This window comes from Pseudonocardia sp. TRM90224 (assembly GCF_021245725.1).
Taxonomy (GTDB): Bacteria; Actinomycetota; Actinomycetes; order Mycobacteriales; family Pseudonocardiaceae; genus Pseudonocardia.
Genome location: NZ_JAJGSX010000008.1, coordinates 88,904 through 105,767, shown reverse-complemented (window position 1 = coordinate 105,767; position 16,864 = coordinate 88,904). Strand labels below are relative to the sequence as shown.

Here is a 16,864-nt window from a genome sequence, read left to right as displayed (position 1 = left end):
CTAACCCGGTTTGCGCTACACGAGCGGGACGACCTCCGGGGCGCCCATGCGGGCGGAGTCAGCGGTCTCGTCGTCGGGCATCCGCTGGCTCTCGCGCTCGGCCTCGACGCGCTTGCGGTAGTGCTCGACCTCCCGCTCCACCTGCGCGCCGCTCCAGTCCAGCACGCCCGCCATCAGCTCCGCGGCCTCCTCGCACGCCCGTACGCCGCGGTCGAACGTCTCGATCGAGATGCGGGTGCGGCGGGCCAGCAGGTCGTCGAGGTGCCGCGCGCCCTCGTGCGACGCGGCGTAGACGACCTCCGCGCGCAGGTAGTCCGACGCCCCCGCGAGCGGCTCGCCCAGCTTCGGGTCGTCCGCGACCAGCTCCAGCACCTCGTCGATCAACGAGCCGTACCGGCTGAGCAGGTGCTCGATCCGGGCGACGTGCAGCCCGTAGCGCGCCGCCAGCTGATAGCGCGCGTTCTTGAGCGCGGAGAAGCCCTCCGCGCCCAGCAGCGGCACCTTCTCCGTGACCGACGGCGGCACCTTCTGGTCGAGCGCGTGCACCGCGGCGTCGACGGCGTCCTTCGCCATCACCCGGTAGGTCGTGTACTTCCCGCCGGCGACGACCACCAGCCCGGGCACCGTGTGCGCGACGGCGTGCTCGCGCGAGAGCTTCGACGTCGACTCCGACTCGCCGGAGAGCAGCGGTCGCAGCCCGGCGTACACGCCCTCGACGTCGGCGTGCGTGAGCGGCTGCTCCAGCACCTCGTTGACGTGATCGAGCAGGTAGTCGATGTCGGCGGCGCTGGCGGCGGGGTGCGCGAGGCCGAGCTTCCAGTCGGTGTCGGTGGTCCCGATGATCCAGTGCCGACCCCACGGGATGACGAAGAGCACCGACTTCTCGGTGCGCAGGATCAGCCCGGAGTCGCCGCGGATCCGGTCGCGCGGCACCACGAGGTGGATGCCCTTGCTGGCCCGCACGTTGAACTGCCCACGCTCGCCGACCAGGCCCTGGGTCTCGTCGGTCCACACGCCGGTCGCGTTGACGACCTGCTTGGCGCGCACCTTGATCGTCCGGCCGGACTCCAGGTCGTGCACCTCCGCGCCGGTCACCCGCTCGCCCTCCCGGAGCAGGCCGGTGACCCGCGCGCGGGACGCAACGTGTGCGCCGTACGACGCCGCGGTGCGGGCGATGAACATCGTGTGGCGCGCGTCGTCGACCTGCGCGTCGTAGTACTGCAGCGCGCCGACCAGCGCGTCCTTGCGAAGCGACGGCACGATCCGGCGGGCGCCGCGGCGGGTGAGGTGGCGGTGGTGCGGGACGCCGCGCGAGCGTCCCGAGAGCAGCCCGAGCGAGTCGTACAGCGCAACACCCGCCCCGGCGTAGAACCGCTCCCACACGTGGTGCTTGAGCGGGTAGATGAACGGCACGGGCCGGACGAGGTGCGGCGCGAGCGTCTGGATCAGCAGCCCGCGCTCCTGCAGTGCCTCGGCGACCAGCCGGAAGTCGAGCATCTCGAGGTAACGCAGCCCGCCGTGGATGAGCTTGCTCGACCTGCTCGACGTCCCCGAGGCGAAGTCGCGGGCCTCGACGAGCCCGACGGTCAGGCCGCGGGTGGCGGCGTCGAGGGCAGCACCGCTGCCCACGACACCGCCGCCGACGACGAGCACGTCGAGTTCGGTCGACGCCATCGCCTCCAGGGCGGCCTCACGGGCCTGCGGGGAAAGCGCGACCGATCTCATGTTCGTTCCTCTCGTAGTGCCTTGTCGGAAAGAACTTCTAGTCGACGTCCACCCAGTCCAACGTCCGGGTCACGGCCTTCTTCCAGCGCTCGTACCCGGTCGTGCGCTGCTCGTCACTCCACTGGGGCGACCAGCGCTTCGACTCGTTCCAGTTGGCGCGCAGCTCGTCGGTGTTCTTCCAGAACCCGACGGCGAGCCCGGCCGCGTAGGCCGCGCCGAGCGCGGTGGTCTCCGCGACGACGGGCCGGCTCACCGGCACGCCGAGCACGTCGGCCTGGATCTGCATGCACAGCTCGTTGGCGGTCACGCCGCCGTCGACCTTGAGCACCTCCAGCACCACTCCGGAGTCCTTCTCCATGGCCTCCGCGACGTCGCGGCTCTGGTAGCAGATCGCCTCCAGCGTCGCCCTGGCCAGGTGCGCGTTGGTGTTGAAGCGCGAGAGCCCGACGATCGCGCCGCGCGCGTCGGACCGCCAGTACGGCGCGAAGAGCCCCGAGAACGCCGGCACGAAGTACACCCCGCCGTTGTCCTCCACCTGACGGGCCAGCGCCTCGCTCTGCGACGCGCCCGAGATGATCCCGAGCTGGTCGCGCAGCCACTGCACGGCCGAGCCCGTGACGGCGATCGAGCCCTCCAGCGCGTAGACGGGCGCGGAGTCGCCGAACTTGTAGCAGACGGTCGTGAGCAGGCCCGCCTTCGAACGCACCAGCTCGGTGCCGGTGTTGAGCAGCATGAAGTTGCCCGTGCCGTAGGTGTTCTTCGCCTCGCCGGGGGCGAAGCACACCTGTCCGACGGTGGCGGCCTGCTGGTCGCCGAGGTCGCCGGTGATCCGCACCTCGCCGCCCAGCGGCCCGTTCGCGAGCGTGAGCCCGTACGGGTCGGGCGACGAGCTCGGCTTGATCTCGGGCAGCATCGAGCGGGGGATGTTGAAGAACCCGAGCAGCTCGTCGTCCCAGTCGAGGGTCTCGAGGTTCATCAGCATCGTGCGGCTGGCGTTGGTCGGGTCGGTGACGTGCACGCCGCCGTCCTTGCCGCCGGTGAGGTTCCACAGCAGCCAGGTGTCGGTGTTCCCGAAGATCGCGTTGCCGCTCTCGGCGGCTTCGCGGGCGCCCTCCACGTTCTCGAGGATCCACTGGATCTTGCCGCCGGAGAAGTACGTGGCGGGCGGCAGGCCGGCCTTCTGCCGGATCACGTCGCCCTTGCCTTCACGCTCCAGCGCGGAGGCGATCCGGTCGGTGCGGGTGTCCTGCCAGACGATCGCGTTGTAGAGCGGACGTCCGGTGCGCTTGTCCCAGACGACGGCGGTCTCGCGCTGGTTGGTGATGCCCAGCGCGACGAGGTCGCTCGCGGAGAGCCCGGTCTTGTTGAGCGCCGACTGCAGGACGGACGACGTGCGCTCCCAGATCTCGACGGGGTCGTGCTCGACCCAGCCGGCCTGCGGGAGGATCTGCTCGTGCTCGAGCTGGTGGCGGCCCACCTCGTTGCCCGAGTGGTCGAAGATCATGAATCGGGTGCTGGTCGTGCCCTGGTCGACGGCTCCGACGAATTCGGCCATGGTGGTTCCTCTTCCTCGGGGATCAGGCGGTCTTGTCGGGTTCGGACACGGTCACCGGCTCGGGATCGACGGGCAGGTAGCTCTCGATCGTGTACTTGAACAGCGCGCCGCCGATCAGGCCGCCGATGATCGGGGCGACGATCGGTAGCCAGAAGTACAACGTCCCGTTCTGGTCGAACAGCGCGTCCTGGTACCCCGTGACGAGCGTCAGCAGTCGGGGGCCGAAGTCACGGGCCGGGTTGATCGCGTAGCCCGCGTTCGCGCCCCACGCCATGCCGATGCCGACGACGAGCAGGCCGACGACGACCGGGCCGAGGTTCGCCATCGGCGGGTTGTTCATCGCGGTTGTGAGCGCGAAGATCACGAAGACGAGGATCGCGGTGCCGACGATCTGGTCGAAGAACGCCGTGGTGATCGTGACGCCGTCCGCGCCGTTGCCCGGCAGCGTCGAGAAGATGCCCTGGGTCTTGATCGTGTGGTCGGGGTCGACCTTGAAGATCAGGTCGGCGTAGACGAACCGGACGATCGCGGCGGCCACGAACGCGCCCGCCGTTTGGGCCAGGGAGTACGGCAGCACTTTGCGCCATGCGAAGCCCTTGAACGCGGCCAGCGCGATCGTCACGGCCGGGTTCAGGTGCGCGCCGGAGAGGCGCGCGGCGACGTAGACGCCGAGCGTCACGCCGATGCCCCACGCCCACGCGATCGAGTCGTGGTCGCCGAGGCCGCCGGTCGGGGTGGTCACCACCTGCGCCACCACGCCGACGCCGAACAAAATGAGGATCATCGTGCCGAGGAACTCGGCAAGCAGCTCCCCGACGTACGAGTTCTTCGCCATCGAAGCCCTCCCATGGGATCCCGCCCGGGTAGCGGGTGACGGGGACGCTAGGAACCCGCTCGCGGTGGGTCAACGGTCCGTGTTCGGCATTGTCGAACCGCCATCCGGACGAACATCACAGGCATCGTCGTAGGCTCGCACGCGTGCCGGGACCCATCCAGTCGATCGAACGGGCGGCAGCTGTGCTGCGGCTGCTCGGCAGCACCGACCGGCCGCTCGGGCTGAACGAGCTGGCCGCTGCGCTCGACCTGCCCCGACCGACCGCGCACGGGATCATCCGGACGCTGCGCGACGTCGGTTTCGTCGACCAGGACGTCGACTCGGCCCGGTACCTGCTCGGCGCGGGCCTGCAGGAGCTCGGCCGCGGCGGTTGGGACCCGCACGACCTGCGCGCGGCGTCGATGAACTGGGCCGATTCGCTGGCCGGCAGCAGCGGGCTCGCGGTTCAGCTCGGGGTTGTGTCGTTCACCGCGGTGCGGCTCGTGCACCACGTGTTCCGTCCCGACGGCACGCCGCAGCGGATCAGGACGGGTGCGGAGATGCCGTTGCACGCCACCGCGCTGGGCAAGTGCCTGCTCGCCTTCGCGCCCGTCGCGACCCCGCGCACGCGCGACCTCGACCTGCACCGCTGGACCGGCCGCACGTGCGTCACCGTCGCGGCGCTCGACGCCCACCTCGCCACCGCCCGGCACCGCGGATGGGCCAGCGACGCCGGCGAGTTCGAGGCGGGGACGGGCGGCGCGGCGGCGCCGCTGCGCGCGAGCGGCGGGGTGGTGGTCGGCGCGATCGGGGTGGCCGGGCCCGTGGAGGAGCTCTTCGGGTTGGGCGGTGAGCTGCGGCCCAAGCTGGCCGAGCAGCTGCTCGGCGCGTCGCGGGAGATCTCTGCGGTGCTGGCGAGCACACCGTGACACGCGAAACGGGACGGGGGACCGGCCGTGGTGGGTGAGCGGGTGGTCGCCGCGATCGACCAGGGCACGACGTCGACGCGCTGCCTGCTGTTCAACCGCGCCGGCCGGATGCTGGCCGTGGCGCAGCGGGAGCACCGGCAGCACTACCCGGCGCCGGGGCGGGCGGAGCACGACGCCGCGGAGATCTGGCGCAACGTCACCCGGATCGTGCCTGCCGCCCTGCGCAGCGCGGGGCTGGAGCCGTCGAGCCTCGTCGGGCTGGGCATCGCCAACCAGCGCGAGACGACCGTGATCTGGAACCGGCACACCGGCACCCCGCTGGCCAGGGCGATCACCTGGCAGGACACGCGCACCGACGGGATCGTCGCCCGGCTCGTCGACGCCGGCGTGGCCGAGACCGTCACCGCGCTCTGCGGGCTCCCGCCCGCCACGTACTTCGCCGGCCCGCGCCTGCGCTGGCTGCTCGACCACGTCCCGGGAGCGCGCGCCGGCGCCGAGGCCGGCGACGTGCTCTTCGGGACGATGGAGAGCTGGCTGATCTGGTGGCTCACCGGTGGCCCCGACGGCGGCCGGCACGTCACCGACGTCACCAACGCCAGCCGCACGATGCTGATGGACATCCGCACGCTTGAGTGGTCCGACGTGCTGCTCGACGTGCTCGACGTCCCGCGCAGCATGCTCCCGGAGATCCGCCCCAACGCGGAGGTCTACGGCACGTGCACGGCGGTGCTGCCCGGCGTCCCGGTCGCGGGCGCGCTCGGCGACCAGCAGGCGGCGCTGGTCGGGCAGGCGTGCTTCGCCTCCGGCGAGGTCAAGTGCACCTACGGCACAGGTGCGTTCCTGCTGATGAACACGGGCCACCGGCTGGCCGAGTCGACGCACGGGCTGATCCCGACCGTCGGCTACCTGTTCGGCGAGAAGCCCGTCTACGCGCTGGAGGGCGCGATCGCGATGACCGGCTCACTGGTGCAGTGGTTCCGCGACTCGCTCGGCATGATCGGCACGGCCGCGCAGATCGAGACGCTCGCCAGCACCGTCCCCGACAACGGCGGCTGCTACATCGTGCCGGCGTTCTCGGGCCTGTACTCGCCGCGCTGGCACCCGGACGCGCGCGGCGTGATGGTCGGGCTGACGTCGTTCATCAACCGCGGCCACCTCGCCCGCGCGGTGCTGGAGGCGACCGGCTGGCAGACCCGCGAGGTCGTCGACGCGATGAACGCCGATTCGGGGGTGCCCGTCACGCGGTTGAAGGTCGACGGCGGGATGACGGCGAACCACCTGCTCATGCAGTTCGTCGCCGACGTGCTGGACGTGCCGGTGGAGCGGCCGCTCGGGTCGGAGGCGGTGTCGCTCGGCGCGGCCTACGCGGCCGGGCTCGCCGTCGGGTACTGGTCGGACGTGGAGGTGCTGCGCTCCAACTGGCACCGCGCGGCCGCCTGGGAGCCGGCGATGGACGCCGCGCTGCGCCGGCGGGAGCACGACAACTGGGGCCGCGCCGTCAACCGCAGCTACGGCTGGGTGCAGAAACCCGACGACTCGTAGAAGGTCCCCACCGTTTTGCCAACCTGCACAGGCAAACGGTGTGCAGGTTGGCAAAACGGTGGTGAAGTTCGGGTGGTGGGCGTCGTCGGCGTCACGCGTTCGTGACCTTGCACGGCGCCCGCGCGGGGTTAGTGTGCGCGGACGCCGGAAGATCAGGGGCCGGAAAGATCAGGGGGACGACGACGTGTCCGGATCGGTCGCGGAGCCTTTGCTGCGGGCGCGTGAGCTGCGCAAGAGCTACGGCTCGGTGCAGGCGTTGCGCGGTGCGTCGTTCGACATCGCGGCCGGCGAGGTCGTCGCGCTGATCGGCGACAACGGCGCCGGCAAGTCGACGCTCGTGAAGTGCCTCTCCGGGGTCGAGCGCCCGGACTCCGGCGAGATCCTGATCGACGGGCGACCGGTGGTGCTCGACTCCCCGACGGCCGCCCGTCAGCTGGGCATCGAGACCGCCTACCAGGACCTCGCCGTCGCGCCCGACCTCGATCCCGCGGCCAACCTCTTCCTCGGCCGGGAGCTGCGCCGCCCCGGCCTGCTCGGCGCGCTGGGCATGCTGGACAAGGCGACCATGCGGACGCAGGCCGCCGAGCACTTCGCCCGGCTGGGAGTGACGTTGCAGAGCCTCGACGTCCCGATCGGCTCGCTCTCCGGCGGGCAGCGGCAGAGTGTTGCGGTGGCCCGCTCGGTGGTGTGGGCGAGCCGGGTGGTCTTCCTCGACGAGCCGACGGCCGCGCTCGGCGTCGTGCAGCGCGAGCGGGTCCTCGACGTGATCAGGGCGGTCCGGGACGACGGCGTCGCGGTCGTGCTGATCAGCCACAACATGCCGGAGGTGCTGGCGGTCGCCGACCGGATCGAGGTGCTGCGGATGGGCGCGCGGGTGGCCCGGTTCGCCGCGGCCGAGGTGACGCTCGAACAGCTCGTCGGCGCGATGACCGGCGCGCTCACGCAGGAGGACGACCGGTGAACGACGAGCGTCGACCACTGCGGCAGCGCCTGCTCGGCGCGTCGACATTCTGGATCGGCCTCGTGCTGGTCGTGCTCTGCGTGCTGTTCAGCCTGCTGCGGCCGGACGCCTTCCCGACCCTGTTCACGCTGCAGACGCTGCTGATCGAGGCGTCGGTGCTGCTCGTGTTGGCGGTCGGGATGACGTTCGTGATCATCACGGCGGGCATCGACCTCTCGGTCGGCTCGGTGCTGGTGTTCGCCGGCGTCATCGGGGCCAAGGTGATGGAGGGCCTCAGCCCCGGCAGCAACGCGTCCGGCGCGGGCGTCGGCATCGTCCTGCTGGGACTGCTCGCCGCCCTCGTCGCGGGCTCGGCATGGGGGCTGGTCAACGGCCTGCTGATCGCGAAGGCGAAGCTGCCGCCGCTGATCGTGACGCTCGGGTCGTTCGGTGCCGCGCTCGGCGCCGCACAGCTCACCACCGACGGTGTCGACGTCCGCACGGTGCCGAAGATCCTGCGCGACGGCCTCGGCTTCGGCCAGACGGCGCAGATCCCGCACATGGTCGCGCTGGCGGCGCTCGTGACCCTGCTCGGCGGCTGGCTCCTGCACACGACGAGATTCGGCAGGCGCACGTTTGCGGTCGGGTCGAACGCGGAGGCCGCGCGGCGCGCCGGCATCCCCGTCAGCGGGCACCTGATCCGCGTCTACACGGGCGTCGGACTGCTGGCGGGGCTGGCCGGGTTCATGTCGCTCGCCTACTTCGGCACGACGACGATCGGCGGCCACTCGACCGACAACCTCAACGCGATCGCGGCCGTCGTGCTGGGCGGGACCAGCCTGTTCGGCGGCATCGGGACGGTGTTCGGCACGGTCATCGGGGTGTTCATCCCGGCCGTGCTGACCAAGGGGTTCGTGATCGTCGGCGTGCAGCAGTTCTGGCAGCCGGTGGCGATCAGCGGCGTGCTGGTGGCCGCGGTGTGGTTCGACCAGGTGCGACGGCGGTCGCGGGAACGCTGACCGCCGGATCTACTCGATGGGGAGGCACGATGACGGGCAAGCGGGTCTGGGGTGTCGTGGGCGCCGTGACGCTGGCGGCCGTGCTCGCCGGCTGCGGCGGCGGGACGATCGGCAGCGGCAACGGAGGTGGCACCGGCGCCGCCCCGGCGAACAAGAACCTCGTGCTCATCCCCGGCGTCAAGGCCGAGCCGTTCTACATCTCGATGCAGTGCGGCGCGCAGCAGGAGGCCGCGGCGCTGGGCTACCAGATCGACACGCAGGCGCCCGACAAGTTCGAGGCGGCACTGCAGACGCCGATCGTCACCGGTGTGCTCGCCACGAAGCCGGCGGGCGTGCTGATCGCGCCGACCGACGACGTCGCGCTGGCCAACCCGATGACGCAGCTGAAGGACGCCGGGATCAAGGTCGTCGAGGTCGACACGCGGCTGCAGGACACCGGGGTGGCGCTCTCGACCGTCTCGTCGAACAACGAGCAGGGCGGGCGACTCGCCGCGCAGACCGTCGCGAAGCTGATCGGGGAGAAGGGCAAGGTGCTCGTGCTGAACACCAAGGCCGGCACCTCGACGACCGACGCGCGCGCGAAGGGCTTCGAGGAGGAGATCAAGAAGTTCCCCGGCATCACGTCGCTCGGGCAGGAGTACACCGACAACGAGCCGTCCGTTGCCGCGCAGAAGGTCTCGGCGAAGCTCTCCAGCGACCCCGACCTGACTGCGATCTTCGCGACCAACCTCAACTCCGGTGAGGGTGCCGCGACCGGTCTGCGCAACGCCGGCAAGACCGAGCAGGTCAAGCTCGTCGGCTTCGACGCCAGCCCCAACCAGGTCGAGGACCTGAAGGCGGGCGAGGTCGCCGCGCTCATCGCACAGGACCCGGCCACGATCGGCAAGCAGGGCGTGCAGCAGGCCGTCGCCGCGATCGAGGGCAAGGCCGTCACCCGCGAGATCCAGACGGACCTCGTGGCGCTGACCCAGGCCGACATGACGCAGAAGGAGCAGTACTTCTACAAGACGGAGTGCTGACCGCAGCCCCAACTTCCCCACCGTTTTGCCAACCTGCACGCCTTCCGGGGTGTGCAAATAGGCAAAACGGTGGGGAAGTTCGGGGTGAGGGACGTTGTCCTGCGCCCCTCACCGTGTGATCGTGTGCCGGTGACCGGCGCCACGTACCGGCTTTCCCCGCACCAGACGCTCACCGTCAGGGTCGCGGACGCCGAGCTGCTCGAGGTCGAGTCCGTCTGGGCGAAGGGCGGGGCGTTGCCGCCCGCGCACTTCCACCCCGCGCAGGACGAGCGTTTCGAGATCCTCGAGGGCAGCCTCCGGGTGCTGGTCGGCACCGAGGAGCGGGTGGTCGCCGCAGGGGAGGTGCTGGAGATCCCGCGCGGCACCGTGCACGCGATGACCGCACTGGACGGCGGTGCGCGCGCGATCTGGCAGACCCGCCCGGCGCTGGGCACGGAAGGGTTCTACGCCGGGATGGACGCCGCCGTCGGGCGCGGTGGCACGTTGCTCGACTTCGCGCCCGTCGCCCGCGCCCACACCGCGGAGGTGCGGTTCGTCAAACCGCCGCCCGCGCTGCAGGGGCCACTGTTCGCGCTGCTCTCGGTGGTGGCGAAGGTCGTGCGCCGCTGAGCCGCGTCCCCGAGAGCAGGATGCGTGCGCGACGCACCACCGTGGATCACCATGGGCTGGGCGCGTCCTGCGAGCGCCGGGATGCGCGCGAACGGCACTTTCAGGCCAACCTATCGTCCGAAAGTGCCGTTCGCGCAGCTCACCCCGGGGTTGGGGCAGGAAAGCCACGGGCACGTGGTGAACGAACGGCACTTTCGTCCACACCTATTGGACGAGAGTGCCGTTCGTTCAAGACGTCCGACCCGGCGGCTGCGACAGGGAGCCCTCGGACGTGGTCAACTCACCGTCATTCACGCCTTCTCATGACTGAGTGCGCGCCGCCCCCCAACCTCCGGGCGCTCCCGGCACCTGGGGAACTTCGCGGCCTAGTGCTTCCGCAGGTACTCGCGGAGGGTCGCCGCCACCTCGTCGGGCACCAGCATGTTGGCGAAGTGCGTCTGCTCCGGCCACGTCACGACCTCGGCGCCCGGCAGCGCCGCGCGGATCGCCGCCGTGCTCGCCTGCACGCTGCCCCAGCTCCGCCCGCCGGCCATGAGCAGCACGGGCAGCTCGATCGGCGACCAGTGCGTCGGGTCGGTCGGCATCCCGCTCAGCGACTCGATGTCGTGCAGGAGCGGGTCGACGAACCCGGCGACCTCTTCGGTCGTCGGCGGCGGCCCGTCATCGCCGATCATGTTGCCGAGCTCCGCGGGGTCGACCTTCACGATCTCGGTGAGGAAAATCATGAGTGCCCCGAGGGGGTTCCCGCCGTCGAGCTGCTCGCGGAACCGTTGCAGCACAGGGGCGACGTGCGGTCCGCCCGCCAGCACCGGCGGCTCGTACAGCAGCAACGACCGGATACCCGACGGGTCGGCGAGCGCCGCGTGCAGGGCGAGCAGCCCGCCGTAGGAGTGGCCGAACAGGTGCACCGGCTCGCCGGCCGCCTCGATCATCGCCCGGACGTCCGCGGTCTCCGCCGTGAACGACGACGGGGTCGGCCCGGCCCCGCTCGGGGGGTAGAACCGCCGGTCGACGAGCAGGAACGTGTACTCGGCCGCAAGCTGCTCAGCGACGTCCCGCCACGCCTCGCCGTGGTTCAAAGCGCCGGGTAGCACGACGACGGGCGGTCCCTCGCCGATGCGCTGGTAGGCGATCCGGGTGCCATCGGCGGCGACGGCGGTACCGGGGTTGGTGCGGGCAGCGGAGATGGTCATGCCGCCAGCATGCGCACGGCGCGCTGACAGAATGCTGATAGTTCAGGCCGGCGGCGGCACCGACCACACCGCGCCGGAGGTCAGCACGTCGAGCAGCTCGTCGACGTCGCCGACGACCTTCGCCGCGCCATGCAGCTCGCCCGGCTCGGCGTAACCCCAGGTCACCGCGACGGTCGGGATGCCGTGCTCCGCGGCGCCGTCGACGTCGTGGTGGCGGTCGCCGACCATGACGACGGGCTCGCGCGTCGGGTCGACGGCCAGCCGCTCCAGCACCGACCCGACAACGGCCGCCTTCCCGACCCGCCCGCCGACGTGGTCGGCGCCGCCGACCAGTGCGAACCGGCCCGCGATGCCGACCCCGGCGGCGATCGCACGGGCGAGCCGCTCCGGCTTGGAGGTCGCGACCGCCAGCTGGATGCCTGCGTCGGCGAGGCCTTGCAGCAGCTCGGGGACCCGCGGGTAGAGCGGCGTCTGCGTGGCGGCGACCTTGTCGTACGAGGCGCGGTACGCCGTCACCACGGCCGCCGTCTGCTCCCCGGTCAGCCCGAGCGCCGGCAGGGCGGTCTCGAAGGGCGGGCCGACGAACGAGCGGAGGTCGGCGGCCGGCACCGGCCTCCCGACGGACGCGAGCGCGGCCGAGAGGTGCTCCGTGATCAGGGCGGCGGAGTCGACGAGCGTGCCGTCGAGGTCGAGGAGGGCTGTGCGCACGGAGGGAGCCTACGTTCGTGCGTATCGGGGGCCCGCTGTGGCGCCGCGGCGCGCGGTGCTGTACCCACACGACGTGGTGCGCGTGCAGCTGCGGAAGGTTCTCGTCAGAGCGGCGATGATCGTCGAGGACATCGTCCAGGAGGGCGTGCTGCTCGCGTTGCGGGTCCGCGGCCGCCACCACCCGATGGTCGTGCCGTTCATCGGGCACGGCACCACGCGCAAGGTGCGGGTCGGCGCGCGGGTCGTCTACGGGCGACCGGAGGTGGCCGCGCCTGCCGTCGGCATCCCGAGTGCGGCCAAGCCGACCCGGCGCTCGCGCCGGGCGATCCTGCGCTCGAGCATCGCGCGGTTCCTGACCGTCGAGGTGCCGGGCGCGATGGTGCAGGTGGGGGAGCCGCTGGGGCCGCGGCGGGTGCGCACCGACCGCGACGGCTACCTCGACGCAGTGCTGGACGTCGACGTGATCACGCCGGGGTGGCACGAGGTGCCGCTGGAGCTCAAGGACGGGGCGCGGGCGTCGGCGCAGGTGCTCGTGGTCGACCCGGAGTCGGAGATCGGGATCGTCAGCGACGTCGACGACACGATCCTGGAGACCGGCATCAGCCGGGGCATGGAGTTCATCCGAGCGACACTGCTCACCGAGACCCGCGACCGCACGCCGCTGCCCGGCGCCGCCGCGCTCTACCGGGCGCTGGTGGAGGCCGCCGGCCCGCCGCGGCCGGTCTTCTATCTCTCCACCAGCCCGTGGAACCTGCACGAGATGCTGTTGGAGTTCATCGCGCTGCGCCGGTTCCCGCTGGGGCCGCTGCTGCTCACCGACTGGGGGCCGTCGAAGAGCGGGCTCTTCCGGATCGGCGCGCAGGAGCACAAGCTCGGCGTCGTGCGCCGGTTGCTCGGCGAGCACCCGCGGCTCTCGCTGGTGCTGATCGGCGACTCCGGGCAGGCCGACCCCGAGATCTACGCGACGCTCGCGCGGGAGCACCCCGACCGGATCACCGCCGTCTACATCCGGCGCACCCGGCACGCGCTGCGCAGCAGGGTGCTGGAGGTCGACGCGCTCGCGGCCGAGGTCTCGGCCGCCGGTGTGCCGATGCTCGCGGTCGACGACAGCACGCAGATCGCGGCGCACGCGGCGACGATCGGGCTGCTGCACCCGGATGCCGTTGCGGAGATCAGCTGAACCTCCGCGCTGGAGGTACCGTCCGGCCGGTGGATACAGCAGCTGCCGGCCGCGTCGCCCGCGTTCTCGAACCCCTTCACGCGATGAGCTACTTCGCGCCGGAGACGGAGGAGCACCTCACCGCGATCGGGCTCAAACGCGGGCGCATGCCGTACTTCGCGAGCCGCTCGGCCCCGATGGGCGCGGTCGGGCCTTCGGTCGTGACGGCGACGTTCTACAACTTCCACCCCGGCCTCGTCGCCCGCAGCATTCCGGCGGCCTGGGAGCTGGCCGACCCGGCGACGATCACAGCGGCCCGGTACGCCGCCGTCGACGCGACGCTGCGCCGCATGCTCGGCGCCGACGGGCTCGAGTCGCCGGAGGTCGCCGAGGCCGCGGAGATCGCCCGCAAGGCCGCCGAGGCGTGCACGGTGCAGGGGCGCGCGCTGGCGGCGGGGCACCTCGACCTGGAGTGGCCCGTCGAGCCGCGCACGGTGCTCTGGCACGCGATCACCATCCTGCGCGAGCATCGCGGCGACGGGCACGTCTTGCTCCTGCTCGATGCCGAGCTCGACGGGCTGGAGGCGCTGGTCAGCTACACGGCGACGGGCAACGGCTTCGTCACGCCGTTCGCGAAGAAGAGCCGCGGCTGGTCGGACGAGGAATGGGCGGCCGCGGTCGCGCGGCTGCGCGAGCGCGGCATCCTCGACGCCGACGGCGCGCTCACCGCCGACGGTGCCGCGCTGCGCGCCCGGATCGAGGACGACACGAACCGGCTGGGCGCCGGCCCGTACCGGACGATCGGCGCGGACGCGACCGCGCGGCTGGGCGAGCTCGGGCGCGGGCTCGCGCGCCAGGTGGTCGCGGCAGGTGCCTTCCCGGACGGCGTCTTCGCGAGGTCCCGCTAACGGGTGCCTGGAAAGCCACTTTCCGGGCGCCTGACGCCGGGAAAGTGGCTTTCCAGGCATCGTGTGCGGCGGGTGTGCGACTAGTGCGCGACGGTGGGGTGGTCACTCCGGGAACTCGTCGCGGGGCCGGCCCGTTTGGTAAAGGATTCGTAATGGACTGAGTGGAGGAATCGGGTGCTGGAGATCAGCGGGCTCACATGGGCGGTGACGATCGGGTTGGTCGTCGGGCTGCTCGCACTGGATCTGATCCTCGCCGCGGCGCGGCCGCACAAGGTCGGGTTCCGTGAAGCCACGCTGTGGTCGGTGTTCTACGTGGCTGTGGCGATCGCGTTCGGGGTCTGGTTCGCGATGGCCCACGGCGGCGACTTCGGCACCCAGTACTTCGCCGGGTACATCGTCGAGAAGAGCCTCTCGGTCGACAACCTGTTCGTCTTCGTGATCATCATGACGACGTTCGCCGTGCCCGACGAGCACCAGCACAAGGTTCTGACCTACGGGATCGTGCTCGCCCTGATCCTCCGCGCGATCTTCATCGCGCTCGGCGCCGCGCTGCTCTCGCTCTTCTCGTTCATGTTCCTGCTGTTCGGGCTGCTGCTCGTCTACACGGCCGTGCAGCTGTTCCGCCACCGCGACGAGGATCCCGACGTCGAGGACAACGCCGTCGTGCGCACCGCCCGGCGGATCCTGCCGATCACCGAGGAGTACGTCGGCGGCCGCATCGTCACGAAGATCGACGGCCGCCGGATGCTGACGCCGATGTTCATCGTGCTGCTCGCGATCGGCAGCATCGACCTGCTGTTCGCGCTCGACTCGATCCCCGCGGTGTTCGGCGTGACCAGCGAGGCCTACATCGTCTTCGTCGCCAACGCCTTCGCCCTGCTCGGGCTTCGTGCGCTGTTCTTCCTGGTCAAGGGCCTGCTCGATCGGCTGGTGTACCTCTCGACCGGGCTGGCGATCATCCTCGCGTTCATCGGGGTCAAGCTGATCCTGCACTGGGCGCACGTCGACATCAGTGCTGTGGTGCCCGAGATCTCGACGCCGGTCAGCCTCGGCGTGATCATCGGTGTGCTGGTGATCGTGACGGTCGCGAGCCTCGTCAAGACCAAGGGCGACCCGACCGCGAAGGCCCACGCCGGCTCGCTGACCGCGCACAAGTCGGTGGAGAAGAAGGAGCAGGCGGAAAGCTGACGAGGGTCAGCGCGCGCCGAGGCCGGCGCCGCCGAGCGGGGTGAGGTCGACGAGCTCCGGCGGGCCGGCCAGCAGGGCGAGCACGTCGCCGATGCCGAGCTCGCCCAGCTCGCCGCCGAGCGCACGATCCGACGCCTCGGCGTCGGTCCACACTCTGTGACCCAGACGGTGTCCGGCTCGTCGGCGGCCGCGTTGATCAGGTAGAGCTCGCAGCCGGGGCTGTCGCGCAGCGCGTCGGCGACCCGCAGCAGGGTCGTGGCCAGCGCGTCACCCTGGCCCGGCATCGCCACCATCCGGACATACCGGCCGACGCGACCGCTGCTATCACCCATCGGGAGACCGTATCCGAGGTGGTTCCGGCCCTCAGATCCCGTATCTCCAGATCGTCAGTGCGTAGCCGCCGAACCATGCCGACGCCACCACGACGGAGATCGTGACGGCGAGGGCCGTGCCCGGTCGCCGTTTCGCCAACCCGATCGCGACGGGAAGGAGCAGCACGAACGCCGGCACCATGAGCCGCACCTTCGCGTAGGTGAGCCCCTCGCTGCCCCAGACCATGACGAGCACGAGCCCGCCGTAGACGAGCAACGGCCACGGCAGCCGCATCCGCACGGCGACGACGAAGAGCGCGACGCCGGCCAGCAGCGTGGTGAGCACCGCGACGTCGAAGATCGTCTCGCCGTTGACCAGCATGTCGGCGACGAACTCGGCGGTGGAGCCGCCGCCGTCGACGTACCAGCCCCACCCGGTCCGCTGGATCACGAACCAGCCGTTCCACACACCCGACTGCACCCCGACGTACGCGAGGTAGCCGAGCATGCCCGACGCCGCCAGCGCGCCACCCGCCCACGGTCGCCACCCGTCCTTGCGCGTGATCACGGCGACGAGCGCGGCAAGCCCGACGGCGGCGATCAGCGCGCTCGCGGTCGGGCGCACCAGCCCGGCGCCCGCCGTGCACAACCCGGCCAGCAGCCACTGCCGGCGCACCACACCGACCAGCGCCCACGCCGCGAACGCGCAGAACAGCGCCTCCGTGTAGGTCATCGAGAGGACGACGCCCATCGGCATGGCCGCGAACAGCGCGACGAGCAGGAGGCCGGCGCGCCGCGACCCGCCGGGCACGATCTCGCCGAGCGTCGCCAGCGCGAAGGCGGCCGCGATGCCGGCGGCCACGCTGACGACCAGCCCGGCGGCGACGAGGTTGCCGCCGGTCAGCAGGCCGACGGCGGCGACCGCGCCGGGATAGCCGGGGAAGAACCCGAGCGGGGTCGTCGGCGTGTGATTGCCGAACGCGTCGAGCATGTCGTCGGGCACGCCCGCGTAGCCGTACTGCGCGATCGCCAGCAGCCACCCGCCGTCCCACGCGGTCAGCTCGCTGAGCACGTCGGAGCGATCGGCCACCGCCATGATCGCCAGCGCCAGCACGCCCGTGGCGCGAACCGCCAGGTACACCCACACGGGCGCGAGCAGGACGGCCGCCCTCTCGAGCACAAGACGTCGTGGGTCTTCCTCTAGGGGTTTCAGTGCCTTCATCGTGCACCGATACTCCCGGATCA

16 protein-coding genes are annotated in these 16,864 nt (G+C 71.4%); 9 read left to right on the top strand and 7 right to left on the bottom strand.

The features are described from left to right. Nucleotides 1–15: 15 nt before the first annotated feature. Genes LL648_RS15185 through LL648_RS15175 form a run of 3 tightly spaced genes read right to left on the bottom strand, consistent with a single transcriptional unit; the run spans nucleotide 16 to nucleotide 4,115 of the window. Complete coding sequence (locus LL648_RS15185; RefSeq protein WP_374112047.1) at nucleotides 16–1,725, bottom strand: glycerol-3-phosphate dehydrogenase/oxidase; 1,710 nt, start codon at nucleotides 1,723–1,725, stop codon at nucleotides 16–18. A gap of 37 nt (nucleotides 1,726–1,762) precedes the next feature. Further along, nucleotides 1,763–3,280 (bottom strand): glycerol kinase GlpK, encoded by a 1,518-nt coding sequence (gene glpK, locus LL648_RS15180; protein WP_232663191.1) that lies wholly within the window; start codon nucleotides 3,278–3,280, stop codon nucleotides 1,763–1,765. A 22-nt stretch (nucleotides 3,281–3,302) separates the two neighbouring features. After that, a complete protein-coding gene (locus tag LL648_RS15175) occupies nucleotides 3,303–4,115 on the bottom strand; it encodes an MIP/aquaporin family protein (protein WP_232663190.1) in 813 nt (270 codons plus the stop codon). A 143-nt stretch (nucleotides 4,116–4,258) separates the two neighbouring features. On the opposite strand from LL648_RS15175, the gene LL648_RS15170 reads away from it, so the two are divergent. The 6 genes from LL648_RS15170 to LL648_RS15145 all read left to right on the top strand — a co-directional run bounded on the left by LL648_RS15170 (nucleotide 4,259) and on the right by LL648_RS15145 (nucleotide 10,152). Then, nucleotides 4,259–5,023: an IclR family transcriptional regulator gene (locus LL648_RS15170; protein ID WP_232663189.1), complete on the top strand. Its 765-nt coding sequence runs from the start codon at nucleotides 4,259–4,261 to the stop codon at nucleotides 5,021–5,023. Nucleotides 5,024–5,053: 30 nt separating this feature from the next. Next, the gene (gene glpK / locus LL648_RS15165) at nucleotides 5,054–6,565 is read left to right on the top strand and encodes a glycerol kinase GlpK (protein WP_232663395.1); all 1,512 of its coding nucleotides are present in this window, start codon (nucleotides 5,054–5,056) and stop codon (nucleotides 6,563–6,565) included. 184 nt (nucleotides 6,566–6,749) lie between these two features. Then, the gene (locus LL648_RS15160; RefSeq protein WP_232663188.1) at nucleotides 6,750–7,526 is read left to right on the top strand and encodes an ATP-binding cassette domain-containing protein; all 777 of its coding nucleotides are present in this window, start codon (nucleotides 6,750–6,752) and stop codon (nucleotides 7,524–7,526) included. Continuing rightward, nucleotides 7,523–8,524: an ABC transporter permease gene (locus LL648_RS15155; RefSeq protein WP_232663187.1), complete on the top strand. Its 1,002-nt coding sequence runs from the start codon at nucleotides 7,523–7,525 to the stop codon at nucleotides 8,522–8,524. Before LL648_RS15160 ends, LL648_RS15155 begins: the two co-directional genes overlap by 4 nt. A 29-nt stretch (nucleotides 8,525–8,553) precedes the next feature. Beyond that, the gene (locus LL648_RS15150) at nucleotides 8,554–9,543 is read left to right on the top strand and encodes an ABC transporter substrate-binding protein (protein WP_232663186.1); all 990 of its coding nucleotides are present in this window, start codon (nucleotides 8,554–8,556) and stop codon (nucleotides 9,541–9,543) included. 129 nt (nucleotides 9,544–9,672) lie between these two features. Further along, a complete protein-coding gene (locus LL648_RS15145; RefSeq protein WP_232663185.1) occupies nucleotides 9,673–10,152 on the top strand; it encodes a cupin domain-containing protein in 480 nt (159 codons plus the stop codon). Between the two features lie 365 nt (nucleotides 10,153–10,517). Here the strand turns inward: LL648_RS15145 and LL648_RS15140 are convergent, their stop codons facing one another. Both LL648_RS15140 and LL648_RS15135 read right to left on the bottom strand, forming a co-directional pair. Next, on the bottom strand, nucleotides 10,518–11,345 hold the full coding sequence (locus LL648_RS15140) for an alpha/beta fold hydrolase (RefSeq protein ID WP_232663184.1): 828 nt from the start codon (nucleotides 11,343–11,345) through the stop codon (nucleotides 10,518–10,520). 42 nt (nucleotides 11,346–11,387) lie between these two features. Beyond that, complete coding sequence (locus LL648_RS15135) at nucleotides 11,388–12,053, bottom strand: HAD hydrolase-like protein (protein WP_232663183.1); 666 nt, start codon at nucleotides 12,051–12,053, stop codon at nucleotides 11,388–11,390. Between the two features lie 82 nt (nucleotides 12,054–12,135). On the opposite strand from LL648_RS15135, the gene LL648_RS15130 reads away from it, so the two are divergent. From LL648_RS15130 to LL648_RS15120, 3 genes are all read left to right on the top strand, one after another. Further along, the gene (locus LL648_RS15130; protein WP_232663182.1) at nucleotides 12,136–13,233 is read left to right on the top strand and encodes an App1 family protein; all 1,098 of its coding nucleotides are present in this window, start codon (nucleotides 12,136–12,138) and stop codon (nucleotides 13,231–13,233) included. A gap of 29 nt (nucleotides 13,234–13,262) precedes the next feature. Continuing rightward, nucleotides 13,263–14,120 (top strand): SCO6745 family protein, encoded by an 858-nt coding sequence (locus tag LL648_RS15125; RefSeq protein ID WP_374112046.1) that lies wholly within the window; start codon nucleotides 13,263–13,265, stop codon nucleotides 14,118–14,120. A gap of 174 nt (nucleotides 14,121–14,294) precedes the next feature. After that, nucleotides 14,295–15,308 carry a TerC/Alx family metal homeostasis membrane protein gene (locus LL648_RS15120; RefSeq protein ID WP_232663181.1) on the top strand — a complete coding sequence of 338 codons (1,014 nt, stop codon included), beginning with the start codon at nucleotides 14,295–14,297 and terminating at the stop codon, nucleotides 15,306–15,308. A gap of 6 nt (nucleotides 15,309–15,314) precedes the next feature. Here LL648_RS15120 and LL648_RS15115 read toward each other — a convergent pair whose 3' ends face one another. Further along, nucleotides 15,315–15,461 (bottom strand): hypothetical protein, encoded by a 147-nt coding sequence (locus tag LL648_RS15115; RefSeq protein WP_232663180.1) that lies wholly within the window; start codon nucleotides 15,459–15,461, stop codon nucleotides 15,315–15,317. Between the two features lie 210 nt (nucleotides 15,462–15,671). Next, on the bottom strand, nucleotides 15,672–16,799 hold the full coding sequence (locus LL648_RS15110) for a hypothetical protein (protein ID WP_232663179.1): 1,128 nt from the start codon (nucleotides 16,797–16,799) through the stop codon (nucleotides 15,672–15,674). Nucleotides 16,800–16,864 lie beyond the last annotated feature (65 nt).